The organism is Chryseobacterium sp. (genome assembly GCF_022869225.1).
Lineage (GTDB): Bacteria > Bacteroidota > Bacteroidia > Flavobacteriales > Weeksellaceae > Chryseobacterium.
Genome location: NZ_JALIHL010000001.1, coordinates 332959 through 357369 on the forward strand (window position 1 = coordinate 332959; position 24411 = coordinate 357369).

Genomic DNA, 24411 nt, shown 5'->3' on the forward strand with positions numbered 1-24411 from the left:
AATTTAATGTAAACAAAAAATCATCAATTACTAAACACAAACACCCCTAATACACTGATATACATCATGAAATTTTACTTTGGCACGTGATTTGAAAACTGTAATATTGCAATTGAAAGATTGATAAAAAAAAGTCAAATAATTAAAAATAATACAAAATGGTAACTTATATTGGTATCGCAACATGTGTAGTAGTGTTCACATCATATTTCATGACAGTAAGAAGAGAGAGAAACTAATTCTTAAAAAATTACAATAAGCCTATAGAATAGCTATACTCATTATATTGTTTTATGTTTTTAGTCTGATCCGTCAGATTCCGCTCTTTTACTCAATGGGGTAAAAGGGCCCAAAAACATAACAGAAAGATCTTAGTTTCACAACAAGTTTTAATATCCAAAGAAAAAGCCAGACGTTTGTTTGGCTTTTCTTTATTATTGGGCGGATATTCGTGTTCATAACAGCGAAAATTTTCCTGGACCATCCCTTTATTCTTTTTCAGGCTGAAACATGATGCAATAAAGCCTTATCTTTGGTGTACCTAAGAATTAACTATTTTAACGCCGATCATGAATCTGTACAATCTTATTATTCAGGACAAAGAACAAGTCAACTTCAATGATATATTTCTTGATGAAACCAATGAAGAACTGCTCACACAGCTCATCAAGGAGCATACCTACGTTAAAGAATTACAGGAGTACGGCTTACCGGTCAATAATAAGATCCTGCTTCAGGGAAGTTCAGGCTGCGGAAAGACTATGACTGCAAAAGCAGTAGCAAATGTCTTAGGTAAAAATATTATCATTCTCAATCTGAGTAATATCGTTTCATCGCGTATCGGGGAAACTTCCCAGAATATAAAAATGATATTTGATAAAGCTGCAAGAGAAAGATCCGTTCTCTTCCTTGACGAGCTGGATCAGATCGGAAAAGCACGGGGAAGTGATGATAAGGATGTGGGTGAAATGAGAAGACTGGTCAACACATTGATCCAATTGATCGACTATTATCCTGAAAATGCATTGTTACTCTGCGCAACCAATCATCCTGAAATTATTGATACCGCAATATTGAGGCGTTTTCAGCTAAAGATCAATTATAAAATGCCTTCCGCTGAATTCCTGGATACTTTCTATGATCAGCTGCTCAGGCCGTTCCCGGAAGATCTGAAAAACATTGAAAGAAAATATGCCCTCTCTTTTGCAGAAGCTAAAGACCATGCCCTTACATCGGTAAAGGCTGCCCTGATCAAGAAACTTGAAGCTAAGGAAACGATCCAGTCATGAAAGAAGATATTCTCCACAACCTCAGTATTATCGATGAACGGATAAAGAATGCCTGCGAGAAGTCAGGAAGAGACCCGCATCAGGTTAAGCTGTTGCTGGCTACCAAGACTGTTTCTGCAGAACGAATCAAAATCGCTTTGGAAAACGGGCATTCTTTAATTGGAGAGAACAAAGTACAGGAACTGAAAGAGAAATATGAAGCTTTAGAACCAATACCTCACGAAAATCACTTCATCGGGCATCTGCAGACCAATAAAATCAAAGATATTCTGAAATATCGGGTAACCTGCGTCCAGTCTCTTGACCGGTTGGACCTTGCGGAAAAACTGCATCAAAAGCTTTTAGGAGAAAACAGAACCATGGATGTGCTGATCCAGGTGAATACCTCAAACGAAGAAAGTAAATTCGGCGTTGTTCCGGACAAAGCACTTGAACTGACCCAAAAAGTCTCCGAATTCTCTACATTACAGGTAAAAGGTTTAATGACCATTGGTCTTTTCAGTGCTGAAACAGAGAAAGTGAGAGCATGTTTTAAAATCCTGAAAAACCTCCGGGAAGAGATTATCCTTGCCAATATTGCCCGCGTTGAAATGAATGAGCTTTCCATGGGAATGAGCGGGGATCTGGAAACAGCTATTGAAGAAGGTGCTACGATCGTACGGGTAGGTACGGCAGTCTTCGGGCCAAGACTCTATCCGGACAGGTATTACTGGGATGAAGGAAGAAACGAAGAGCAGTAAAGTATATAATAAAAAAAGGTCCTATGTTCCCATTTACCTATACTTTCGAAAGAGAAATAAAACAAGGAAAAACAATAGAAAATGTTACCCATGCCGTACGCGATTCATTTGTGGAAAGAAAGGTAGATCATATAAAGATTGAAGAAAATATAATAACCGGAGAAGACAATCTCTTTAAACTTGACTTTTCAGGCAGATCTCCACTGGTGATATCGCCTGGTAAAGAATATTTCATTTACAATGAAAGCACAAAAACATTAACCTATAAGATAGAGGCTTTTTATCCTATCCTAATGAATCTGATGTACTCAGGTATCCTTTTTTTGATCTTATATAATTTTGCCCGCCATCTTATCATCGAACTTATAGTTCCTTCTTTATTTTTTATTCTTATCACTATGGTCAGTTACTTTCAGCATCATGCCGTTATTGATAAAATTTCCAGAAATCTAAACGAAAACTAAAGTATTCCTCTGTTAAAACCGGTCTCCTTTCAGCTTATCATTTCGGTACAATTTTTGCTCATAAAACACTAACAACCAAACAAATGCATTTATGATTAAAAAATTACTATCGAGCTGCCTGTTCATGGCAGTATTATTCTTTTTTTCATGTGAAAAAGAAAATACACAGATGAAAAGTGAAATTTCAATTGAAACGATTTCAATTATAACCTGCGTTACATTAGGCGTAGCCATATTGGTAGCTTACACCTATAAAAGAAGATAACAGGAACAAGTATACAATCTATTAAAAACACCTCTCAAAATTGGAGAGGTGTTTCTTTTTTGAATGCTGCTGGGTTTATTTTTTAAGGACCTTAACGGCAGTCAAGCCGTCTTTTTTTGAAGTTACATTCAGCATATAGACTCCGGCAGCCAAATCTGAGAGATCTACTCTGCTGGCATTCCGGAATGTTTTTACTTTTTGTCCCAAAGCATTGTATACTTCTACTTTTTCAGGAACCGATCCTGTATTCAGATGAATAATTCCGGCCGTAGGGTTAGGATAGATATGTACTGTATTTTTTACCTGTTCTTTGGTTCCTAACATCTGGTCAATAATCTTTGTTGAAACGGTATTGGTAACCACTGCGGGATTATAATCAAAGTAAATATCAGCTACATTATGTACAATATCATTGACCTGAACATTGGCTTTAGGCTTTATCTTATAAGCAATGTATCCATGTGAATTGGGCTCATCATTGGTTCCCGGAAGATAAATGGCATTAAAATTAAATTCCACATCATTTCCGTTGATAATTTTCACTTCGCTTGGATGGCTGTAAGATTCTAAGCTTAGCGTAGACCAATCTAGTTTAGCGTCCAGAATATTATGAATTCTCACTTTTTCAGCAAAATGATTTCCGGTATTCTGGAAACGGATGATATAATGCAGATATTCACCGGCATCCTGCAAAGGGATCTGGGAACCTTCCAACACTGTGATATCATTCGGATCATAAGAGCCTACAACCGTTTGACGCAGGCTGAACTCGTTATCTGCGGGGGTAACATCCCCGAAAACGATAGCGGTGCCGTTGATATGCAGCTGCTCTCCAATATTATTGGCAGGCATTGGAAGAACGTTGAATCTCAGATCAATTGTTTTGGTCTGAAAAGGGGCAAAATCCTGGTAATTAAAACTTACATTTCCGTTGGTTTGCGAGGCTACCGCAGATGAAGCCTGAAGGAAATTCATCTTTGCATCGTTATAGGCCAATGAAATCTGACCGCTTACTTTCTGGGTTCCCTTATTGCGGACAACCATTCTGTATTTCGTATCAAATCCCGGTCTTGCAGCCAAAACCGGATAAATACTTACCTCAAGGTCTTTATACACCTGATTAGGGGCAATACAGAAATCAGCGATATCTGTCACTCCTGTGGAAGTAAACGTATAGGAATGATTTTGAGGATTCACCGTATAATTCGGAAGTGAAGTATCTACAAAAGTAGTGTACTGCCCCTGTCCTGCTATGATAGTATATTCACCATTTCCATTGGTAAAAGTAGAATAGGTATTGTTAGCATTCTGAGTAGACACCATGATCATAGATGCAGCAGTATCATTCGCATCACATCCATTGTTATCGATATCATAGCGAATTTTTCCTTTGGTTTTATTTTGAAAAGCCGTATACGTTTCAAACCAGGTGATCATATTGGGTCTGTCCGTCAACAATGCTTCTCCCTTTTCACATCCAGCAATAAGCTCAGAAACGCCGTCACCATTCAGGTCTGAAGCTTCCATAGAGGCTACACGTCCGATATTGTTGCTGATCAGCCTTGGTGTGCCGTCAAATGTCTTATTCCCGTTATTTTTATACCACCTGAACTTTGGGGCCACATTGGAAGTTGTAAGCAGATCTTTCAGGCCGTCTCCATCCATATCCTTGGCAAATACAGACCTTGGATGTACCATATAATTCATGGTACCGCTTGCAACCACTTTTTTAGGACCGTAATTTCCTAATCCGTCCAAATTTTCAAACCATCCCACTTCATTCTGATAATAATTGACAAACAGGATATCCTTATCCCCGTCATTATCCATATCTTCCGAATAAATATCCATCGGACAATGCATATCATGAATAACCAGATGCCTGGTGGTAAATGCTCCCAATCCATCTGCATTTTCATGCCAAACAATTTCATCATTATTATAAGATATAAGAATGTCCTTATCTCCATCCCCATCAAAATCATCTATTCTGATGCCCAGTACTGTTTTACCGCTTACCGGAACAGTAAAAGTCTGTGCCGGGCCAAAATTACCTGTACCATCATTTTTAAACCATGCGATCCTGTTGTCTCTTGAAGCTGATACGATATCCACATCACCATCATTGTCAAAATCAGCACATGCTATTCTAAGGATATCAATCGTCTGATCCCCCACCACTACATGCTGAGTGGTAAAGTTCCCGCCGCCGGCATTTTCATACCAAACAATCTTATGATGGGTCAGGTTAGCATTTATTACCTCTCGGTAATTTACTACAACATCTTTATCACCGTCTCCATCCATATCTACCAAAGCAGCATCGGTTACCGAATATAATCCTTTGGCAATTATTTTCTGCATTCCGGAGAAGGCTCCCTGTCCGTTTGTATTCTGGTACCAGGTAAGCTTTCCATCTGCTGCGGAAGAGGCTAATAGATCATGGTCACCATCGCCATCAATATCACCGGTTGAGATTTTATTAAGTCCGTCAATACTTTCGGTAATGATCTTTTCAGGTCCAAAATTCCCTGAGCCTGTCGTATTCTGATACCAGCCAATTCTATTATCCAGAAATGAAGCAACTGCTATATCTTTCTTTGTATCCTGATTAAAATCACCTATATCAAATGATATTACTCCTCTTACCGCATCAGTAATCAGCTGATCCGGACCAAAGGCTCCATTTCCGAGATTCTTTTTCCAATACAGCTTCTTATCCCAGTAGACGCTGAATACCACATCCTGTTTACCATCATTGTCAACATCCAGCATTTTCAGTTTGTATCTGTCAGGAATATAGTTTTCAATATTAGCCGGATTGTAAGGAATATTGGACATGATTTGTTCAGTGGAAAAATTCCCCGACCCGTTAAGGTTTTTGAACCACCTGATCTGTGTCCCCACATTATCGTAGACATAGATAAGATCGGTATCTCCATCCGCATCTACATCCCCAGTCTGAAGCTGAAGGCCTGCTACTCCTAAAATCTTCTGTTTAAAAGTAAAAGTTCCCGTCCCGTCATTTTTATGCCACTCCACATCAAATCCGGACTTTTTGATCAGATCCGGTTTATTATCATGATCCAGATCTTTCATAAAGGAAATCTCGGGAGGAGAGGCAAGTACCTTTTTACTGACTGTAAAGTTTCCGGTACCATCATTTTTTCTCCAAAATGTTCCGTTACTCTGGTGCCAGTAAATATCCTGATAACCGTCTCCGTCTACATCCACCACCTGAAACACAGGAACTTTCACATCGATAATCGTGATAGGCGCCGTAAAAGCAGGATTAGGGCCCGCAGCGGTTCCTTTAAGCATAAAAAGACCAGTGGCTGTACTGAAAATAATATCCGTTATTCCGTCACCTGTTACATCCTTGGCATCAAAATCAACTATCGTGTCTGTATGGGTATACAAGGTTTGGGCATGTCGAAAGCCGTTATTGATCTGATCATTCCTGAGCCAGACTATTTTGGTATAGTAAGTGGTTGAATTGGTAAGAATATCTGTCTTTCCATCATTATCGAAATCTACGGATATGACTTTATTGGGTCGGATTACCCCATAGCTGTCGTCAATCACGATATCCTGAGGAAAAGCGGTCTGTGCAGCCGTCAAAGCATAAGAAAGACCACAAAAAAGAAATAAAATTTTGTTCATTTGTTCTTATTAGGTTATTAATTTTAATTGCCGGCAAAAATATAAAAAATTCACGAGCATTTTTTCGTAAAATAAAATCCCAGACAAGACTTAGGATTTTTTATTGATTTGTAAAATTGGTAGTGCATATAAGCTTCAACCGGCTCACAGGTACCAACTAACTTCCTGTGGGTTCATCTACTCCGGATAACGTTGCCGGCAAATATTTGAAGTATATTTCCCGCCACTCCTGCGGTTTTGAAATATCATTTAGAACTTCTTGCCGGATATCAGCCTATAGACGCTTCATTTCGGCAGGTTCAGCACAAATGCTTTGCCCACAATGGAGGACTGTAAGGTTTGAGAATATAAGAAATATTATTTTATATTTGTCTCTTACATTTTATTCCAAAAAAACTTAACCTTTATGAAAACTAAAAGCTTTTTCATTGTTTTATCATTATTAACCTTTAATTCTGTGTATTCACAAAAAATATTTACTGCCATTAAAGATCAGGATTTTGAGAGGGTCAGTAAGCTTATAGAAAAAGGAGAGAATGTCAACCAAAAATCAAAAGAAGACGGCATTACCCCTTTATATGCTGCAGCAGGAACTGGAAATGCAAAAATTGTTGAGCTGCTTATTAAAAAGGGCGCTGACGTGAATATGCCGTTAGAAACTACGGCAACATCGTTGAATTTTGCCGCGCAGGAAGGAAATATAAAAATTGTTGAGTTGCTTTTAAAAAACAACGCAAATCCAAATTTTCAAGATGCAAACGGATGGTCAGCTTTAAGATTTGCGACAAGAAACAATAAAATAGAAGTAGTGAAGCTTTTGATAGAAAACAAAGCTGAAGTGGATACCAAAGCCAATGATGATGCAACACCACTCGCATCAGCTATCGGGAAAGGCTATTTGAACATTGCGGAATATCTTATTAAAAATGGCGCAAACATCAATAATATTGACAAAGACCATGAAACTCCAATAATGTATTGTGCTCAGGGAGGAAATTTGGAAACCGTAAAATTTTTGCTGCAATACAAACCCGATCTGACGATTAAAAATAAAGATGGGAAAACAGCTTTAGATTTAGCAAAAGAAAAGAACAACCCGGAAATAGTAAAACTTTTACAATAGCTCGCTTGCAATGACAAAAATGCCCATACGAATTTCAATTTATTGATAAAAAATAACAAATCCCTCTCATTACTGAAAGGGATTTGTTATATCCGGAAAAAACTTCAATTACATATAAGCTTCAATCGGCTCACACGTACACACTAAGTTTCTGTCTCCGTAAGCTTCATCTACTCTTGATACAGAAGCAAAGAATTTGTGATCTCTTACCCATTCCAGAGGATAAGCTGCCTTTTCTCTGCTGTATGGTTTGTCCCAAGAATCGGAAATCACCAACTGCTCTGTATGAGGAGCATTTTTCAATACGTTGTTTGCTGCATCAGCTTCTCCATTTGCAATTTCATCAATTTCTTTTTTGATAGAGATCAACGCTTCTGCAAAACGGTCGATTTCAGACTTGCTTTCAGATTCCGTAGGCTCAATCATCAATGTTCCTGCAACAGGGAAAGAAACGGTAGGCGCATGGAAACCATAGTCCATCAATCTCTTCGCTACATCCGCTACTTCAATTCCTAAAGATTTGAACTGACGGAAATCTACGATACATTCGTGAGCTACTCTTCCGTTATCATTTGAATATAAGATAGGGAAATGCTCTGCCAATATTTCTTTAAGATAGTTGGCATTTAGAATAGCATGTCCTGTAGCCTTTTTCAGACCATCCGTTCCCAACATCTTGATGTAAGCATAAGAAATGTTAAGGATCAATCCTGAACCGTAAGGGGCTGCGGAAATACCTTCGATCGCTTCTTTAGCTCCGATTCTGATATTCGCGTTAGAAGGAAGGAAAGGAACCAGGTGTTTAGCAACACAGATAGGCCCTACTCCGGGACCTCCGCCTCCGTGAGGAATAGCAAAAGTTTTGTGAAGGTTAAGGTGGCAAACGTCAGCTCCGATATTTCCAGGACTTGTAAATCCTACCTGCGCGTTCATATTGGCACCATCCATATATACCTGTCCTCCGTGTTCGTGAATCAGGTTGGTAATTTCTTTAATATTCGCATCAAAGAATCCGTAAGTAGACGGATAAGTAATCATTACCGCTGATAGATTCTCTGAATGCTGCTCTGTTTTAGCTTTAAGGTCTTCGAAGTCGATTTCCCCGTTTTCAAGGTTTTTAACGACTACGATCTTCATTCCTGCCATCGCTGCGGAAGCCGGATTTGTTCCGTGTGCAGACTGAGGAATCAATACTACATTTCTGTGGTGGTCTCCTCTTGAAATGTGGTATTCTCTGATTACCATTAATCCTGCATATTCACCCTGAGCTCCTGAATTCGGCTGTAATGAAGTTCCTGCAAAACCGGTGATCTCAGCAAGATCTTTTTCAAGTTCTGCAATCATCTGCTGATATCCGCCAGCCTGATCTACCGGTACGAACGGGTGTACACTTCCCCAATCTGCCCAAGACAGCGGCAACATTTCAGTCGCTGCGTTCAGTTTCATTGTACAAGATCCTAAAGAGATCATTGAATGCGTCAATGATAAATCTTTTCTCTCAAGACGCTTGATGTAACGCATCAATTCTGTTTCAGTATGGTATTTGTTGAATACTTCTTCTGTAAGGATTTCATCCTTTCTTAAATTTTCTTCAGGAATGCTGTATCCTTCTTTGATTTCCAATTTGAAGCTCTGCTTATCTTTAAACTGAGCGAAAGAAGTCATCAGATAGTTTAATTTCTCTAATGTTGTACTTTCATTGATTGCAACACTTACCACTCCTTCAGTAAAGTAATTAAGGTTGATTCTGTGATCCTGCATCATTCTCATCAGTCTGCCTTTCTCATCTTCAGCCATTACGATTTTCACCGTATCGAAGATCGGCTCTTCTACGGTTTGGTATCCTAATGCCTTAAGACCGTTCTTTAATGCATTTGCTTTAAAGTGGATCTGATCAGCGATATAGTTTAATCCTTTCGGACCGTGATAAACAGCATACATCCCCGCCATTACTGCCAAAAGAACCTGAGCTGTACAGATATTGGAAGTTGCTTTTTCTCTTTTAATATGCTGTTCTCTTGTTTGTAAAGCCATTCTTAATGCACGTTTTCCGTACATATCCTGAGAAACCCCGATGATTCTTCCCGGAATATCTCTTTTATAATCTTCTCTACAAGCAAAGAATGCTGCGTGAGGACCTCCGTAGCCCAATGGAATACCAAATCTTTGTGAAGTTCCTACGGCACAGTCAGCTCCCATTTCAGCAGGAGACTTCAGCTTTACCAAAGCCATCGGATCACAGGCAACGGCCACCTGAAGATCCAGTTTTTTATATTCTACAATATCTTCAGTATAATCAAGAACAATTCCGTTTTTCCCGGGATACTGCAACAGTACACCATAATAAGAAGCATCAAGCGGATGTGTTTTATGATCTCCGATGACGATCTCAATTTCCAGTCCTTCAGCTTTTGTTTTTAATACCGAAAGGGTCTGAGGAAAAACAAGGTCGGAAACGAAGAATTTATTGGCTCCTGCTTTCTTCTGGTCTTTAGTTCTGTTGTTGAAAAACATATGCATAGCTTCAGCTGCTGCTGTAGACTCATCCAATAGAGATGCGTTAGCTAATGCAAAACCTGTAAGGTCACATACTACAGTCTGGAAATTAAGAAGAGCTTCCAGCCTTCCCTGGGCAATCTCCGCCTGATAAGGTGTATATGCCGTATACCAGCTCGGATTTTCAAAGATATTTCTTTGAATAGCTGATGGCAGCAAGGTGTTATGGTACCCGAAACCGATATAACTTGTATAATCCGTATTCTTTGATGCCAGCTCTTTGGAATGGTTCAGCATTTCGTATTCTGAAAGCGGTTCCGAGATCTCAAGATCTTTTTCTAAGCGGATAGAAGAAGGAATGGTTTGAGAAATTAACTCTTCAATACTAGAAACGCCAAGCTTTTCCAACATCGCCTGTTTATCGGCTTCATTAAGGGAAATGTGACGGCTCACAAACTGTTCTGTATTCATTTTTATTTATTAGATTTTGTTTGTAAAAAGATGGGTAAAATTACAATTTTTTGAACGATTGTACAAGAGCCTGCAACGGATGATAATTCACGAAAATACTTGTGGGTTTCAACGAGATGAGCTTTTAATAAATTTATGACAAGCTCTCTCAGGTTTAAATAAAAATATGCACTATTTTATGCATAATACTTAATAAAACAATTAATTTATCTCCAATAAGATATTGATATTTCATTTAAAAATAGGGGTAAATATTCCACTTTCTGATCCTGATTTATTTTAAAAAATTTTTTGCGGCTCCGGCTAATTTTATATCCGAAGTCAAATTTATTTACATCAAATTCAATAATTATTATCGAGAGATTCTGGTCTTATGGATCTGCTCAGAAGTAGGCGGCGGCTGTTATCCGTCACGTTTTAAGATTTTTATGAAAAATTATTAATTATATTTATTCTAAATTAATATATTTGCAGCATGAATATGATTACTCCATTTAAAGTTCCGCCTTTGGCTCCCGTATACTCCTTCAATAATGAAGAGATGTTTTGTGAAAAGAAATCGTGCTGCAAGAAATTCAAAAAAGGGAAAAGATGTAAAAAGTGTCCTGGAAGAAAAAAAATGGCTTAAACTAGCTAAAGCTTTTTATCAGGAAGTAAATAGCAACAATCAACACTATAATTCCCACCAGCAGCATCACAATTTTAGGCTGGCCTGATTTGTTTATTCTGGTAGCAGGCTGTGGCTTAAACATTTCCTCAACACTGTTTTTGAATTTCTCGGAATCATTTTCAAAAACTTCTGTAATGGTAATACCCTGAACAGCCGTTTTATGCAGAAGAGAATTGGTCGCATGAAGTAACAGCTGGAATTTACCGTTCTTAAATTCTGTAATCTTAAATATTCTTTCTCCGTAAGGTTTTTCCAGCCCAAAAGGTAATACTTTTACCACGTCGGCATTACTCGTTTGCCAGCTGATAATAATCTCCTCCCCTTTTTTAGCGTGAATCTTATTGGCTGTAAAAGTTTTGATCGCAGGTGGAACCGTATATCTGAAGCTTTTCTGATGATTCTCCAAATTCTGATCGTAAGCCCGTCTTTTTACAGCATCACTCAGGATCTCATATGCTTCCTGAATCTCTCGGAAACGGTCAGCAAAAAAATCATCATTGTCATTTTTATCCGGATGGTATTTCAAAGACAGCTTTCGGTAGGCTTTTTTAATATCCTCTTCCGAAGCATCCTGGGGTATACCGAGAAAATAGTAATAATCTTTCATTGAGCAGTACAAAAATAAGGATTTATTTTTCTAGTTACTCAATGAAAAAGAGAAATTTACTGATAAAAGAACCACTTCATTACTCATGAAACAGCTTTAATAAAATTAGTCTTCAGCCAAATATTTATAGTCATACTTAGTGTAATCCGAAACTTTTTCTGATTCTTTTTTCAGTTCTAATAATTCATTTTTAATTTGGATTCTGAACCAATATTCCGGGTTTGTATGGGTAAATTTGCTTAATTTCAGTACAATTTGTGCGTTCAATTTCCTTTCTCCAGATAAATATTTATGCAGATTTGAATCATGCATATCCAAATGCTTCGCCAAGTCTTTTTTAGTAATATCCAATACTTTAAGATACATTTTTATAAAATCAAGTGCTTTCAATGATTTTTCAGGTTCAAAAGTATTTGAATCTATATAATTTTCAATTTTATACCGTATAGAAAGAAGTTCATTTCTTATTATTCTTTCTTTACTTTGTTTCAAAGATTCCGCCTTAATATGATCTTTGATTAACTCCTTTTTTTTATCAAAAACTGATTCTTTTGCTTTCATCATTTTACATTTAAATATTCATTAATCAACCACTCACCATCTTCCGGTGCAATAAGCATTATCGTTGTTTCCGCAAATCTTTGAGCTCTGTATTTCTCAGAATAAACAGTCATCAATTTAAGCATAGCTTCTTCTGTTTCTTCTTTAACATCAAAAGCCAGCCACCCTAAATAGTATCCTTTTCCATAGATAAAACTCAATTTGCTTGCATAGGCAATTAAGCAACCGGCTACCCTGTCAAACTCTTTTTGGTCTCCTTTATTGTGAGGAGCGATCTCTATATAGGCCATATAAGGCTCAACCTTATCTCTCATTTCAAATACTAAACAACCTTCTATCCTATTTTTCCCATCAATAATCAAGACATAAGTTTCAGTATCTTTATTTTTTGAATGCTTTTTAAAATTAAATCTCCAGCCGTCAGTTATTGATGGTAAAGGAATTTTTGTTTTTCTGGAATCTATTATTTCACCATCAATTAATCCATTATCGCCTACTCGTATAATTTTAATTTTCATCAGTTTGCTTTCTCAAATATAGCAATAATTATACAAATTGTATAATTATAGAAAAATCCGGCGCGGGAAGCTTTGCTTCCCGCGCCGGATTTTAACAATTTCAATTTAGTATTTTACATCTTATGCTTCGCAGATATTATCCTTTTTGCAGCATCTTGAAGTAAATTCTTTTTTAAATTTCCCTTTTAATTCCTGGTACTCCTCTTCATTCATTTCTCTGATCTTATCTGCTAATCCGAATGGGGATTTTTCCTTGATTCCATATTCATCAAAAATACCTTTGATAAATCTTTTTCTTTGTGCGGCTTTTTTAGCGATTAGGGCTACCCCCACAACGGCTAGTGCTCCAAGAGCTCCTTTTAATGCTGAATTTTTCATTTTTTCAAAATTTTAAATTTTACTACTTCTTGTTTTTTATAGAGACGAATGAATTTTAATTTTACTTTACTACTTCTTTAAAATTTTTAAATTATTCGTTGTTTCTGTTGAAGAATCCTCCCGAGCATTTATTTCTCCATACCTCTTTGAATTTCTCTCTTTCTTCAGGCGACCATCCTTCCATTTTCTGTCTCATTTTTCTTTCCTTGAAATCTCTCATCCCTTTTCCAAAATGAAAGCCCCCGAAAAGAATTTTACTTAAAACCAGTATTCCCATAGCCTGCCAGAATGTAATGGCCTTCACTCCTAAAATTTCAGGAAGCAGGCAGTTCCAAAGTGACATCACAATCCATGTAACGGCTAAGAGGATCAATGGCGGACATAACAATAAAAAAATCCAGCCTTTTTTGTGTTTATAATTCATAATTTCTTTTTACTAACTTTTTAAATCTTCGTATAATCTTCTCAATCTGTTTCTCAAGTGCTTCACAGCATAGTTTTTTCTGCTGATAATCGTCTTGATGTTTTCTTCCTGTTCATCGGCGATCTCCTGGAGGGTTTTGTCGTTCAGCTCATTTTCTACGTAGACCAGCCTTTGTTTTTCGGGAAGTTCATCAAGTGCCTCAAACAGTTTTTTCCAGATCTCATCCTGAAACATCTTCACTTCAGGACCTGCGCTCTCGTCCATCAGTAAAATATCTTTGATGGAAAAGCTTCCGTCTTCATCTTCATAGACGAAATCTTCAAGATTTTCTGTTTTCTTTTTACGGTAACGGTCCGTAATTTTATTTGCCGTCACCCTATACAGCCAGCCCCCTACATTCACAATCTCAGAAAGATTTGTAATGCTGCTGAACTGATACCACACCTCCTGCAGAATATCTTCCGCATCTTCAGCGTTTTTCACTTTAGGACGAATATAGGACATCAGCTTCCCTCCGTAGTTGGAAACGGTTTGTGAGATGATGCTTTCTTTCTCCTTCTGTGGCATTGTTACTTTTTCGACAACCTCCATACTGCTATGACGGCTATCCTTTTGGTTTTACTTTAATAAATTTAAAATATTTTTCTTACAATTCAGTTTTTCTTTTATCCATCGATCTTTTTATCTTCTTATGTTATCAGATTACTCATTGCTTATTACTCATTGTTTATTTTTAAGGGAGCTTTTTCCCGCTATCCGCTCATACTCCTCGCACCAGGCTGTCATCCTGAGCGTAGCCGAAGGATCCCGTGCTTGCTGCGGGGTAACCGCTGCTATCGGGGCTAGGATTATTAATGATAATTGATGAATAATAAAACGGCCTTCTTTTTTGTTGTGAATCGCAAGGATGCAAACTTTTATAATCATTATGCATTATTTTAAGGCGCAAGAAAATTGAAGTGTTCCGGCAAACGATGTGTTATTATTTCTCGCAGATTACCGGGATTTCTCAGATCTATCTACAAGCATCTGCTTAATCTGCACAATTGGCGAGAAGATTTAAAATAGCCGGTATTCAATTTTATCGGCGATAAAATCTTTGCACCTTAAAAACAGAACCCTTATAGAATCTCTAGCGTCTTTGCGATTTGTGACAAAAAAGAAACGGAAGACCTGAGCCCTCCGTTCCAAACATTATAAAATTATTAGTTACTTATTAAAATTCTCCGCAAAGAATCCTAACATATATTTGTAAAGCTCAATTCTGTTCGGTTCTTTTCCAAACCCGTGTCCCTCATCATATTTTACCATGTAAGGAACTTCAAATCCTTTAGCACGCATGGCTTTTACAATCTGATCGGATTCATTGATATTGACTCTCGGGTCATTCGCACCCTGTACGACAAACAAAGGCTTTTTGATCTTATCAATCTGGTAAACCGGTGAAACTTCTTTGGCAATCTTAGCTTCTTCAGGATTATCCAGATCATACCAGATCTGTTTTACCATTTCCTTATAAGGCTTCCAGTATTCCGGGAAGGAATCAAAGAAAGTAAAAATATTGGACACGCCTACATAGTCTACACCACAGGCATATAAGTCCGGCGTTTTGATCAATCCCATCAAAGTGGCATAGCCGCCATGGCTTCCTCCATAGATGGCTACTTTATTTTTATCTACCCATCCCTGGCTGATAACATAGTTGACTCCATCTTCCACATCATCCATTGCTCTTCTTCCGATCTGCTTATACCCTGCTTTCTGGAACTCTTTTCCGTAACCTCCTGAAATTCTGAAATTCACCTGAAGGGTAGCGTATCCTCTGCTCGCAAATAACTGAGCTTCCGGATTAAATCCCCAGTCATCCCTGATTCCCTGCGGACCTCCGTGAGGGTTTACGACCAAAGGTACTTTTTTGCCTTCCAAAGCAGCTTTGGGTAACGTTATATAGCCATGAATCGTCAATCCGTCCCTGCTTTTGAATTCAATAGGCCGCATTTCAGCCATATCCTCTTCCTTCAGTTGCGGCATAAGGTTGTAAAGAACCTTTAATTCCTTACCCTTGGTATCATATTCATAATAAGTTCCATACAATTTATCACTTCCTACAATTACCAGAAGTTTTTCATCATTATCATCTGAAGAAACGATCCCAAACTCTTTTTCTTTAAACTGAGATTTTAATTTATCGTCGATTTCCTTGTAAAATTTACTTACAGGAACCGTTTCCCCCTTAATTCCATTATAGCTGATATAATCCAGTTCATAATTCCTGTTTTTACCGGCAACACTAATGGAATTCACATCATATACAGGATTCGAATAAACCTCCTTGATGACTGTATTTTTCTTTAGATCATACAATACAATCCTGGCCTTGTCACTGTCCAGATTGGTAACCACATAGGCTTCATCTTTATTCTTGGAGTTATCATTAAACCTGATGATATTGAACGTATCAGACCAGTCTGTTGACTTCATAAGGTTAAACTTCCCTGTCTGCAGGTCTTTATAATAGGTTTTTGTTGTCAGTCCGTTTTCAAGAACCGTATACCCTCTCAGATTCCCGTCCTTATCAAAAATATAGTCATCTATAGGGCTGTTAACATCTTTATTTTCATACAGCTGAGTTATTTCTCCTGTAATGAAATTGATTTTATAAGGTTCAAAAATCTGTTTGTTGTTTTTATTCATCGTTACAACAACGAAATCAGTATCTTTTATCGGTTTTATGGTCCCCAGAGTAATCCCCTCAAACGGTGTTAAATCTTTAAGGTTTCCTCCGTCAACATCCGCTGCATAAAGATGGATATTTTCATTTCCACCTTTATCCTGGGTGTAGAAAAGTCTTTTTTTATTAAGCCAGCCGTAGCTTTTGATCAGATCCTCTTTTTCTACAATGGCTTTGGTAATTTTTCCTGTATTCAGGTCTTTGACATAAACATGATTTTTACGGTCCTGATCCTTTTCTTTATAGGAAAGGTATTTGCCATCCGGGGAAATTTTAAATGCTGACGCTTTCGGCCTTGCAAAATAATCTTCAACTTTATATTTGAAGGTTCCTTTGTCGTAAGAAATAAGCTTTTCAAGATTGGCTTTGGAAGATGGCAAAGTAGGATCTCCCGGCAGTTTGGCAGTAGAACTTTGTGCGTTGATCATGATCGTAGACAGTACAATATAGGCTGTACCGAAAATGTTGGGATTCAGTAAATTCATAACTTATATTTTAAAGGTTAAAAGTTATTGAAAGCTCTTTTTTAAAATAATAAAAACAAGTGCATTTATACAATAAGACACACTATCCCTATAAAATGTTACAAATTTTTTATCACTTAATTTAAAAAAATACCAATAATATGAAAAAGACAGCCTTTCCCGACGATCTTTTTTAATATAAATAAATTCCGAAATACCATGTCCAGACAATTAAAATAACCTGCATGGGAATTCTTTGATAATAAAGGTATTTCATCCCGGGTCCGGTATAATCTGCTTTAAAAATATTGATCTTTTTCCGGGAGGAATTAATGTTGGCTATAAAAACCAGTACATAAAATATGATCAGTAAAACGGCTGTAGTTTCACGAATGGCCGGAATCATAAGCCCAATTCCCGCTGCAATTTCCAATACACCCGTACAATAGACCCAAAACAGTTTTCCAGGGATAAAATCAGGGATCATCAATGCCATTCCTTTTTGGAATTTAAAATGTGAAAAACCTGTAAAGATGATAAAAACAGCCATTCCCAGATTTCCTGAAAATATAAAATCCGGTTTCCCCTGAAAAACAAAGGTTCCCAGCAAAGCCAGAATAAATGTGGCAAAAAGAATGATTAGTAGTTTCATAACTTAGATAGCGGATAAAAGTTGGTAGATGGCAGATTCCGGAGATTTTATACCGAAGTTAAATTGGCTCCCTCGGCAATGCTTTTTACAACCATCAATCCTTTTGTAAAACCTGTATTAAGATGATCCTGCCATTCTTTTTCAACCTGAACTTCCGTATGAAGCTTTGTTTTCCCATCAAAATCTATCAGGAAATATTTTTCAAAACTGCCGCTCCATTCCATTACTTCCTTGCTTTGTGTATCTTCATGTCCTTCTTTATCTACCATTCCCAGATGTTTGAATACCACCTGTCTGGGTTCATCCAGACTGTCTATGGTAGAAACCATCCCTTCTCCATTGGCATTAACGAAGTAGGTCTTTCCGCCCACCTTCCAATCAGATTTCATGACAGATCCTTCTCCAAAATACCTGGTCCATTCACTATACGTTTCAGGGCTCCAGAGAATATCCCAGACTTTCTGCATGGGTGCGTCAATTACTGTTTCGTATGATAAGGTTTCCATATTTTAATTTTTTATGATTTGTAATACTATTTTTTTGGCAGTTCCTACAGCTGATTTTCCGAAAGATGCTTAACGAGTGACATCGCTTTTGGAAATTTCTCTTCAAAAATTCTTTAAATTCTGCAGGAGTCTGAATTTCGGCTCTCAACAAAGTTCCTTCTTCATTCTCCTTTAAAAAGTAAGCTTCTGTAGCTTCACCCCAATCCTGTGAAACTTCAATACCATCATAAATCTCACCCAGATGCAGAAACGTTATTTCTTCGTTAGGGATCACTTTTACTACTCTGCTGTACATTCCGTTGTTTTTGGGATCCAGAAATTTGACAATATTATTTTCTTCGAGCGTTCCTTCGTAAAAAGAACCGTCTTTAAAAGCCGTTGTCCATTGCCTGTAGGTAATGTCGCCCCAAAGGACACTCCACACTTTTTCAGGCTCGGCATTGATTTCTATTTCATATGATAATCGTTCCATATTTTAAAGTATTAGGTGGTGGGTACTTGGCTGGAGGGCTTGAGAGTGAGAGAATTATTGGTCAATCACTTTTTAACTTCTCATTTTATCCTCCGACAAAATCACCGCCGTTGATGTGGATCACTTCCCCAGTAATATAACTGGCATCTTTGGAAGCAAGAAAAACATAGGCAGGCGCTACTTCAGAAGGCTGGCCAGCCCTTTTTAAAGGGGTATCTTTTCCAAAAGTAGAAAGGTCATCAAAAGCTTCTTTCACCAGCGGGGTCCATATAGGTCCGGGAGCTACTCCATTGACCAGGATCTTTTTTTCAGCGAGATTATCGGCAAGTGACCGGATAAACGACAGAACCGCTCCTTTCGTAGCCGCATAATCGATTAAATGATTACTCCCTCTATAAGCTGTAACGGAAGTTGTACAGATGATTCTGCCTCCTTTCCTGATGAAGGGAAGAAAATTCCGTGTGAAAGAGATCATAGACATGATATTGGTCTCAAATGTTTCCCGGATCTGTTCATCTGAAATTTTCTCAAGGCTGTTTTCAGAGGTATGAATACCGGCATTGTTAACCAGGATATCAAGATTCTTCCATTCTGTTTTAATCTTTTCTGCGCATTTGGTCCTGAAGGCTTTCCTAGTAAGATCTCCTTTGATCAGGATACATTGCTGTCCCTCTTTTTTTACCAGCCTTTTGGTCTCTTTGGCGTCATCATCGCTTTCTTTATAGATAATGGCAACATCTGCACCTTCTCTCGCGAAATGAACCGCCACTGCCTGACCAATTCCACTGTCTCCTCCTGAAATCACGGCTTTTTTTCCAAGCAGCTTCTTGCTGCCCTGATAATCATTCCGGATAATTTCCGGAAAAAGTCCTTCTTTAGGCACTTTTGACTTAGATTGTGACTTGTTCTGTGTCTTCATAAGCAAATCTTTATCTAAACTACATCAAACAGTAAGCCGAAAAACCTTAGGATTGGTATGCGTCTTCCAGATCCTTAATTATAATTTTCTGCATTTTCATCATCGCCTGAACTACTTTATAGGCTTTTTCCTGGTCAGAATCATTCATGAGCTGGATCAGTCTTTTCGGCACAATCTGCCAGCTTAAATCATATGGATCTTTCAGCCAGCCGCACCTACTTTCTCTTCCTCCGTTTGAAGTCAAAGTGTTCCAGTAATGATCTGTCTGCTCCTGGTCATCCGTCATGACGACCATGGAAATTCCTTCATTAAAATCAAACGGATGATCATACGAATTATCCATGCAGAACAAACTGTAATGATCAATTACAAAATGAGCATGCTGCACATGGTCTGCCGGCTCCTGAATACCGTGCCCTTCTCCGCCGTCTCCGTATTTCAATATATTTCCGATGCTTGAATTAGGAAAAGTTCGGGTATAAAGCTCCATCGCTTCCTTGGCTTTTCCATTATTTCCATGGATAAACATCAGTGTCGGAATGATTTTCTGATCACTTGCCTTTTCTCCTAAAAACAACTGCCAGGTTACTCCGTATTGGTCCTGTACCCATCCGTATTTTCTACTCCACGAATAAGATCCTAAATCCATCAATGCCATACCGCCTTCCAATAGCTGATCCCAGTATTTCTGTACCTCATCTTCCGTTTCACAGATTACCATGAAAGAAACGGAAGGATTCTTTTTAAACTGCGGACCTCCGTTCAGCAGCATTAATCTCTGCCCGAACAGATCAACATTCATTACAACAGGAGTATCTGCTGTGATCTCACCCCCAAACACCTTACAGTAAAATTCTGCAGATTGTTTTGCATCTCCGTCATACCAGAGACATGGGAAAATATCGTTATTCATAAGTTTATATTTAAAATTGATTGATAAAGCTGTATTTTTCTCTCCGATGAATTGGTAACAAGCGCAATAATCTGCGTAATCTGCGGGAGATATTTTTCATTTAGATGGTTAGTCAGCATAACAAAAAACAAAAGAAATGGGGTGCCGTTTTTTATGCGGAAAATTATCCCATTTTACAATGACACGACAAAAAATCTTCAGAATTATACTTATGCTTCCTTAAAAAACACCTGGTTTTCTTTCATATAAGTCTTCAGTTTAGCTACCGTATTCTTGCCAAAACCATGCAGCTGCATAATTTCTTTTTCAGAATAGTCTGACAGCTTTTCTAAAGAATCTATTTTTTCTCTTTCCAAAGCTCTTCTGGCAGGAAAGGCAATTATCCCGTGGAGAAATTCTTCTTTAGAATCATAATTAACAGCATAAACAGCATTTAAACTTTTTGACATGATAACTAAATTGATCATGGCTATAAAAAATATTTTTAATGATTCTCAACATATTTATGGAAATTATTGAGAATAGCATACCAGCCATCTCTTTGCATTTCTACAGAGTTTTGCTTCTCAGGATCGAAGATCTCAATCACTTTCGTTGTATTTTCATCGATCTTATCAAAGATCACCTGTACTTTTCTTCCGTCAGCAATGTGGTATTCTATTCTTTCAAAGGGAATAACCTTATCATAGACTCCTTCAAAGTCAAATCCGAAGCTTTTATCCTTCGCTTCCATTCTGTTTTTGAACTTTCCTCCTACCTTAAGATCATTCTCAGAACTTGGACACTGCCAGCTTTCATGGGCAAAATTCCATTTTGTGATATGCTTGGGTTCATTAAAATAATTCCAAACCTTTTCTACTGGGGCTAAAATCGTAATGTCTATTTTAATCGGGTCCATATTATCTGTTTTAGTGATTAGGTAAAGGGCCACCCGAAAACGGGTGCCCTTTTATAATGAGTTAAAGATAAGATTATTTTGTATACTGATCATTATAGTTCACCATCCAATGAACACCATATTTATCCTGAAAGCTTCCAAAATAATCACCCCAAAACTGATCTTCAAGTGGCATTTCTACATTTCCCCCTTCTGAAAGTCCCTTAAAAAGTCTTTCAGCTTCCTCTCTTGAATCCGGGAAAATAGAAACATAATTATTATTTCCCACTGTTAACGTCTGTCCAAATCCCGGAACAATATCGGATGCCATTAAAAGGTCGTTTCCAATAGGCAAAGCAACGTGCATTACCCTGTTTTTTTCTTCTTCCGAAAGATTTTCAGTTCCCGGGGCATTTCCCATTTTGTGTACTTCGCCTACAAACTCTCCTCCAAAAATAGATTTATAAAAGTTGAACGCTTCTTCTGCTGTACCATCAAAGTTTAGGTACGGATTTAATTTTGCCATGATTTTTAATTTTAAATGTTTATGTTTATTTTTCAAACCCCCAATAACACCATCATTTTTACGTGTTAATTGTGATTTAATGATTTAAGAATTTCTCTACTTCTCTTACGGTAAAGTCTATTAAGTTGACCGCTACGTTTCCTCCAAAATCAGCCATCATATAAGCTCCATGAACACCGGGAAGAATCATTAACTGTGAGTCTTTCACCAATCGCCACATCGCTGCCGTATGCTCCGGTTTCATAACATCTTTGTCTCCACTGATGAATAATGCCGGTGATTTTATAGCGGTTAATACGCCATCATCCCAATCTTCAAAGGTCTGCATCCTTTTACTGTCTTTATCAAACATGTTTTCAAGCTTTGAAAAATCAGGATTTAAGCTTAAAAAATTAATCTTTAATGGTTCAGGCATTGATTCAAGCGTAGCTTCGTTCATTGATTCAAAAAAACCTTCTATCATCCCGTCGCGTTTATAAAATGCAGAGGCAACGACCAGTTTTTCTACCATTTCCGGATGCCGGTGGGCAATCTGCATCACTGTACTTCCTCCATTACTGAATCCCCAGAATGAAGCTTTATGAATACCTATTTCTTCTAAAAGAGCAGCCACATCATCAGCATCCTGTTCAAATGTTTCAGGGATATAGCGATGTCCGCTTTTCCCATGATTTTGTAAATCAATTCCAATCAGCTGAAACTGATCTCCCAATCTGGCAATAACCTCTTTAAAATCAAATAGTATGGAAGATCCTCCACCGTGAATCAGGACCAATGGTTTTCCGGAACCGTACATTTCATAGTACATCTGAATTCCGTGGACATTTTTGTACCCTTTTTCTACAGGATTCATAGATCAGTATTTAAGATTTTCGTCCACATCATATTTCATTCCCGGATAATCCAGGATCCTTCTCATCAGTCCTATCTGTCCGCAGAGATAATCTTCACGACCGATACACATTCCGGTAAAGTTGAGTTTGGTTTCTTTGATGAAAGGGATATTCATTCCCATTTCAAAGATTTCTTCCAGTTCTTCATCTGTTATTTCCCATAGTTTCTGATACACTTTCGGGGAAATGTCATGAAAATTGTTCTTCAAATCAGCTAAAGTTGGATATTTATTGTTTTCATCCAGGGTCTTTCCCTGGAAAAACAGATCATTGTACGGATCCTCAGTCTGTAGTCCCAATACCCAGCCCAGGGCATAGCGCATGTTGACAAAGTTTCCTGCCATCCATATGATATGGTTGGTCTTATTTTCAATTCTTTTCAACGCGTCTTCTTCCGAAATGCCGTCCAAAACGTTCATAAAGCTTTGGGAATGCATTCTGTAAGCCGGAATAATGACTTCCATTTTTTTTGATTTTGGTGTGTCCATTTTAATTTGATATTAGAAGTTAGAAGGTTGAAAAATGCAAAGGCGCAAAATATTTTAAACTATATGTTTTTAGGGCGCTAGGATTTTATCTGCGATAAAACTGCACTCTTTTAAAATAGGATGAATACCTTAACAATGCTTCTGTCATTCCGCGCAAGGCAAGGAATCTGAACTTTGTATCAGGAATGATTTACTCGCAGATTTTGCAGATGACTATACAAAATCGGTTTGAAGAATTTCATTATGCTATTTTATGGCGCCCGGTTTTCCTAAAATTCTTCGGAGATATCCCAGCTGTCCGCTGTGGTAAATTTCATGAAGGCTAAGGGTTGAGATATCTTTAACCGTTCCAGATTCAAAACTTTCAAGGGTGTTGAGTTTTGCTTCCAACTTGTCCTGAGATTGTTTTAAATAGGATTTTAAATCTTCGAAACTGACCAATTCATCTTTTCGGTTCAAAGCAATTTCACCTCTGTTGTAGAAGGAAAATTTTTCACTGTCCCACACGGACTCTTCTCCTAAAATATTCAGTAAAGGGTTTCTGATGTAGATCAAATGCCCCAGAATCCAGTTCATACAATTGGCCTCACCATTGGGAAAAATCATCGATTCTTCGTGGGTAATACCGTCAATATTCATCGTAATCAAATAGTAGTTACTGATTACCTGATTTTTTATGATTTCTATATCATTTGATTTTGTTTCCATATGACTATTATTTGATAGTTGGAAGCTAATGATTATTCTGCAGGCAATTGAGAAATATCTCCATATGTTACTTCCCACTGATGGCCATTGAGGTCTGCAAAACTACTTTGATACATCCATCCGTAATCCATGGGGTCACTATATTTTGAGCCTCCGTTTTCGATTGCTGTTTTAACCATATCATTCACTTCATCACGGCTATTTACTGCAATTGCAAGAAGTACCTGTGTAGTATCTCCTTTAGCAAAAGGCCTGTTTGTAAATGTTTGGAAAAATTCTTCTTTCAGAAACATCGTGTAAATATGATCTTCTTTCATTACGACACATATTGCTTTATCATTTGAAAACTGTTCATTGATTGAAAAGCCAAGCTTCGTCCAGAATGTTCTTGTCTTTTGTACGTCTTTTACAGGTAAATTGACATAAATCTGATTGATTTTCATTTTGTAATTTTTAATGTTAAACTTTTAACCAAAATTACCCTGACGTGGTGAAATTATACTTGTCATAAGGCAAGATTTAATTTTATTTGAAATGAAGAGACCCGTTTTCAAAGCCCGGAAAAATGATTATTTCTACCGGATAACAGGATC

General features: G+C 37.6%; 26 protein-coding genes. 5 read left to right on the forward strand and 21 right to left on the reverse strand.

Features of this window, described 5'->3' with window-relative positions; genetic code table 11:
* Nucleotides 1-569 precede the first annotated feature (569 nt).
* The 4 genes from MUW56_RS01640 (at nt 570) to MUW56_RS01655 (ending at nt 2758) form a co-directional block, all read left to right on the forward strand.
* Nucleotides 570-1289 (forward strand): AAA family ATPase, encoded by a 720-nt coding sequence (locus tag MUW56_RS01640; RefSeq protein ID WP_292011543.1) that lies wholly within the window; start codon nt 570-572, stop codon nt 1287-1289.
* A complete protein-coding gene (locus tag MUW56_RS01645) occupies nt 1286-2029 on the forward strand; it encodes a YggS family pyridoxal phosphate-dependent enzyme (protein ID WP_292011544.1) in 744 nt (247 codons plus the stop codon). Before MUW56_RS01640 ends, MUW56_RS01645 begins: the two co-directional genes overlap by 4 nt.
* 23 nt (nt 2030-2052) lie before the next feature.
* Entirely contained in the window at nt 2053-2493 is a 441-nt protein-coding gene (locus MUW56_RS01650) for a hypothetical protein (RefSeq protein ID WP_292011545.1), read from the forward strand.
* Nucleotides 2494-2584: 91 nt separating this feature from the next.
* Nucleotides 2585-2758 carry a hypothetical protein gene (locus MUW56_RS01655; protein WP_292011546.1) on the forward strand — a complete coding sequence of 58 codons (174 nt, stop codon included), beginning with the start codon at nt 2585-2587 and terminating at the stop codon, nt 2756-2758.
* Nucleotides 2759-2833: 75 nt separating this feature from the next.
* On the opposite strand, the gene MUW56_RS01660 is transcribed toward MUW56_RS01655, so the two are convergent.
* The gene (locus MUW56_RS01660) at nt 2834-6421 is read right to left on the reverse strand and encodes a T9SS type A sorting domain-containing protein (RefSeq protein ID WP_292011547.1); all 3588 of its coding nucleotides are present in this window, start codon (nt 6419-6421) and stop codon (nt 2834-2836) included.
* Between the two features lie 406 nt (nt 6422-6827).
* On the opposite strand from MUW56_RS01660, the gene MUW56_RS01665 reads away from it, so the two are divergent.
* On the forward strand, nt 6828-7544 hold the full coding sequence (locus tag MUW56_RS01665; protein WP_292011548.1) for an ankyrin repeat domain-containing protein: 717 nt from the start codon (nt 6828-6830) through the stop codon (nt 7542-7544).
* A gap of 108 nt (nt 7545-7652) precedes the next feature.
* Here the strand turns inward: MUW56_RS01665 and gcvP are convergent, their stop codons facing one another.
* From gcvP to MUW56_RS01765, 20 genes are all read right to left on the reverse strand, one after another.
* Nucleotides 7653-10511, reverse strand: a complete 2859-nt coding sequence (gene gcvP, locus MUW56_RS01670; protein ID WP_292011549.1) for an aminomethyl-transferring glycine dehydrogenase — start codon at nt 10509-10511, stop codon at nt 7653-7655.
* A 629-nt stretch (nt 10512-11140) separates the two neighbouring features.
* A complete protein-coding gene (locus MUW56_RS01675) occupies nt 11141-11788 on the reverse strand; it encodes a DnaJ domain-containing protein (protein ID WP_292011550.1) in 648 nt (215 codons plus the stop codon).
* A 105-nt stretch (nt 11789-11893) separates the two neighbouring features.
* Nucleotides 11894-12352 (reverse strand): helix-turn-helix domain-containing protein, encoded by a 459-nt coding sequence (locus MUW56_RS01680; RefSeq protein ID WP_292011551.1) that lies wholly within the window; start codon nt 12350-12352, stop codon nt 11894-11896.
* Complete coding sequence (locus MUW56_RS01685) at nt 12349-12867, reverse strand: hypothetical protein (RefSeq protein WP_292011552.1); 519 nt, start codon at nt 12865-12867, stop codon at nt 12349-12351. The genes MUW56_RS01680 and MUW56_RS01685 overlap by 4 nt, the downstream gene beginning before the upstream one ends.
* Before the next feature lie 120 nt (nt 12868-12987).
* Nucleotides 12988-13245 (reverse strand): hypothetical protein, encoded by a 258-nt coding sequence (locus tag MUW56_RS01690; RefSeq protein WP_292011553.1) that lies wholly within the window; start codon nt 13243-13245, stop codon nt 12988-12990.
* Between the two features lie 91 nt (nt 13246-13336).
* A complete protein-coding gene (locus MUW56_RS01695) occupies nt 13337-13669 on the reverse strand; it encodes a hypothetical protein (RefSeq protein WP_292011554.1) in 333 nt (110 codons plus the stop codon).
* Between the two features lie 12 nt (nt 13670-13681).
* Nucleotides 13682-14236, reverse strand: coding sequence for a sigma-70 family RNA polymerase sigma factor (locus MUW56_RS01700; RefSeq protein WP_292011555.1), 555 nt, complete (start codon nt 14234-14236; stop codon nt 13682-13684).
* Nucleotides 14237-14878: 642 nt separating this feature from the next.
* Nucleotides 14879-16885, reverse strand: coding sequence for a S9 family peptidase (locus MUW56_RS01705; protein ID WP_292011556.1), 2007 nt, complete (start codon nt 16883-16885; stop codon nt 14879-14881).
* 172 nt (nt 16886-17057) lie between these two features.
* Nucleotides 17058-17516, reverse strand: a complete 459-nt coding sequence (locus MUW56_RS01710; RefSeq protein WP_292011557.1) for a hypothetical protein — start codon at nt 17514-17516, stop codon at nt 17058-17060.
* A 47-nt stretch (nt 17517-17563) separates the two neighbouring features.
* Nucleotides 17564-18022 (reverse strand): SRPBCC domain-containing protein, encoded by a 459-nt coding sequence (locus tag MUW56_RS01715; RefSeq protein WP_292011558.1) that lies wholly within the window; start codon nt 18020-18022, stop codon nt 17564-17566.
* The gene (locus MUW56_RS01720; RefSeq protein ID WP_292011559.1) at nt 17991-18494 is read right to left on the reverse strand and encodes an SRPBCC domain-containing protein; all 504 of its coding nucleotides are present in this window, start codon (nt 18492-18494) and stop codon (nt 17991-17993) included. Before MUW56_RS01720 ends, MUW56_RS01715 begins: the two co-directional genes overlap by 32 nt.
* Nucleotides 18495-18579: 85 nt before the next feature.
* A complete protein-coding gene (locus MUW56_RS01725; protein ID WP_292011560.1) occupies nt 18580-19413 on the reverse strand; it encodes an SDR family oxidoreductase in 834 nt (277 codons plus the stop codon).
* A 46-nt stretch (nt 19414-19459) separates the two neighbouring features.
* Nucleotides 19460-20326: a VOC family protein gene (locus tag MUW56_RS01730; protein ID WP_292011561.1), complete on the reverse strand. Its 867-nt coding sequence runs from the start codon at nt 20324-20326 to the stop codon at nt 19460-19462.
* A gap of 209 nt (nt 20327-20535) precedes the next feature.
* Nucleotides 20536-20775 carry a DNA-directed RNA polymerase subunit alpha C-terminal domain-containing protein gene (locus MUW56_RS01735; RefSeq protein ID WP_292011562.1) on the reverse strand — a complete coding sequence of 80 codons (240 nt, stop codon included), beginning with the start codon at nt 20773-20775 and terminating at the stop codon, nt 20536-20538.
* 35 nt (nt 20776-20810) lie between these two features.
* Nucleotides 20811-21224, reverse strand: a complete 414-nt coding sequence (locus tag MUW56_RS01740) for an SRPBCC family protein (RefSeq protein ID WP_292011563.1) — start codon at nt 21222-21224, stop codon at nt 20811-20813.
* A gap of 73 nt (nt 21225-21297) precedes the next feature.
* Nucleotides 21298-21729 (reverse strand): VOC family protein, encoded by a 432-nt coding sequence (locus tag MUW56_RS01745; RefSeq protein ID WP_292011564.1) that lies wholly within the window; start codon nt 21727-21729, stop codon nt 21298-21300.
* Between the two features lie 76 nt (nt 21730-21805).
* Nucleotides 21806-22582: an alpha/beta hydrolase gene (locus MUW56_RS01750; RefSeq protein ID WP_292011565.1), complete on the reverse strand. Its 777-nt coding sequence runs from the start codon at nt 22580-22582 to the stop codon at nt 21806-21808.
* A 3-nt stretch (nt 22583-22585) separates the two neighbouring features.
* The gene (locus tag MUW56_RS01755) at nt 22586-23110 is read right to left on the reverse strand and encodes a DinB family protein (RefSeq protein ID WP_292011566.1); all 525 of its coding nucleotides are present in this window, start codon (nt 23108-23110) and stop codon (nt 22586-22588) included.
* 246 nt (nt 23111-23356) lie between these two features.
* Nucleotides 23357-23818 (reverse strand): hypothetical protein, encoded by a 462-nt coding sequence (locus MUW56_RS01760; RefSeq protein ID WP_292011567.1) that lies wholly within the window; start codon nt 23816-23818, stop codon nt 23357-23359.
* A 32-nt stretch (nt 23819-23850) separates the two neighbouring features.
* Nucleotides 23851-24261, reverse strand: coding sequence for a VOC family protein (locus tag MUW56_RS01765; RefSeq protein ID WP_292011568.1), 411 nt, complete (start codon nt 24259-24261; stop codon nt 23851-23853).
* Between the last annotated feature and the right edge of the window lie 150 nt (nt 24262-24411).

What these genes read in the sequence shown, in the direction of transcription:
- MUW56_RS01665 (WP_292011548.1), top strand. Translation starts at nt 6,828, where the DNA reads ATGAAAACTAAAAGCTTTTTCATTGTTTTATCATTATTAACCTTTAAT.
- MUW56_RS01690 (WP_292011553.1), bottom strand. Translation starts at nt 13,245, where the DNA reads ATGAAAAATTCAGCATTAAAAGGAGCTCTTGGAGCACTAGCCGTTGTG.
- MUW56_RS01700 (WP_292011555.1), bottom strand. Translation starts at nt 14,236, where the DNA reads ATGCCACAGAAGGAGAAAGAAAGCATCATCTCACAAACCGTTTCCAAC.
- MUW56_RS01675 (WP_292011550.1), bottom strand. Translation starts at nt 11,788, where the DNA reads ATGAAAGATTATTACTATTTTCTCGGTATACCCCAGGATGCTTCGGAA.
- MUW56_RS01725 (WP_292011560.1), bottom strand. Translation starts at nt 19,413, where the DNA reads ATGAAGACACAGAACAAGTCACAATCTAAGTCAAAAGTGCCTAAAGAA.
- MUW56_RS01650 (WP_292011545.1), top strand. Translation starts at nt 2,053, where the DNA reads ATGTTCCCATTTACCTATACTTTCGAAAGAGAAATAAAACAAGGAAAA.
- MUW56_RS01720 (WP_292011559.1), bottom strand. Translation starts at nt 18,494, where the DNA reads ATGGAACGATTATCATATGAAATAGAAATCAATGCCGAGCCTGAAAAA.
- MUW56_RS01715 (WP_292011558.1), bottom strand. Translation starts at nt 18,022, where the DNA reads ATGGAAACCTTATCATACGAAACAGTAATTGACGCACCCATGCAGAAA.
- MUW56_RS01660 (WP_292011547.1), bottom strand. Translation starts at nt 6,421, where the DNA reads ATGAACAAAATTTTATTTCTTTTTTGTGGTCTTTCTTATGCTTTGACG.
- MUW56_RS01655 (WP_292011546.1), top strand. Translation starts at nt 2,585, where the DNA reads ATGATTAAAAAATTACTATCGAGCTGCCTGTTCATGGCAGTATTATTC.
- MUW56_RS01750 (WP_292011565.1), bottom strand. Translation starts at nt 22,582, where the DNA reads ATGAATCCTGTAGAAAAAGGGTACAAAAATGTCCACGGAATTCAGATG.
- MUW56_RS01735 (WP_292011562.1), bottom strand. Translation starts at nt 20,775, where the DNA reads ATGTCAAAAAGTTTAAATGCTGTTTATGCTGTTAATTATGATTCTAAA.
- MUW56_RS01740 (WP_292011563.1), bottom strand. Translation starts at nt 21,224, where the DNA reads ATGGACCCGATTAAAATAGACATTACGATTTTAGCCCCAGTAGAAAAG.
- MUW56_RS01705 (WP_292011556.1), bottom strand. Translation starts at nt 16,885, where the DNA reads ATGAATTTACTGAATCCCAACATTTTCGGTACAGCCTATATTGTACTG.
- MUW56_RS01680 (WP_292011551.1), bottom strand. Translation starts at nt 12,352, where the DNA reads ATGATGAAAGCAAAAGAATCAGTTTTTGATAAAAAAAAGGAGTTAATC.
- MUW56_RS01640 (WP_292011543.1), top strand. Translation starts at nt 570, where the DNA reads ATGAATCTGTACAATCTTATTATTCAGGACAAAGAACAAGTCAACTTC.
- MUW56_RS01695 (WP_292011554.1), bottom strand. Translation starts at nt 13,669, where the DNA reads ATGAATTATAAACACAAAAAAGGCTGGATTTTTTTATTGTTATGTCCG.
- MUW56_RS01755 (WP_292011566.1), bottom strand. Translation starts at nt 23,110, where the DNA reads ATGGACACACCAAAATCAAAAAAAATGGAAGTCATTATTCCGGCTTAC.
- MUW56_RS01760 (WP_292011567.1), bottom strand. Translation starts at nt 23,818, where the DNA reads ATGGAAACAAAATCAAATGATATAGAAATCATAAAAAATCAGGTAATC.
- MUW56_RS01745 (WP_292011564.1), bottom strand. Translation starts at nt 21,729, where the DNA reads ATGGCAAAATTAAATCCGTACCTAAACTTTGATGGTACAGCAGAAGAA.
- MUW56_RS01645 (WP_292011544.1), top strand. Translation starts at nt 1,286, where the DNA reads ATGAAAGAAGATATTCTCCACAACCTCAGTATTATCGATGAACGGATA.
- gcvP (WP_292011549.1), bottom strand. Translation starts at nt 10,511, where the DNA reads ATGAATACAGAACAGTTTGTGAGCCGTCACATTTCCCTTAATGAAGCC.
- MUW56_RS01765 (WP_292011568.1), bottom strand. Translation starts at nt 24,261, where the DNA reads ATGAAAATCAATCAGATTTATGTCAATTTACCTGTAAAAGACGTACAA.
- MUW56_RS01730 (WP_292011561.1), bottom strand. Translation starts at nt 20,326, where the DNA reads ATGAATAACGATATTTTCCCATGTCTCTGGTATGACGGAGATGCAAAA.
- MUW56_RS01710 (WP_292011557.1), bottom strand. Translation starts at nt 17,516, where the DNA reads ATGAAACTACTAATCATTCTTTTTGCCACATTTATTCTGGCTTTGCTG.
- MUW56_RS01685 (WP_292011552.1), bottom strand. Translation starts at nt 12,867, where the DNA reads ATGAAAATTAAAATTATACGAGTAGGCGATAATGGATTAATTGATGGT.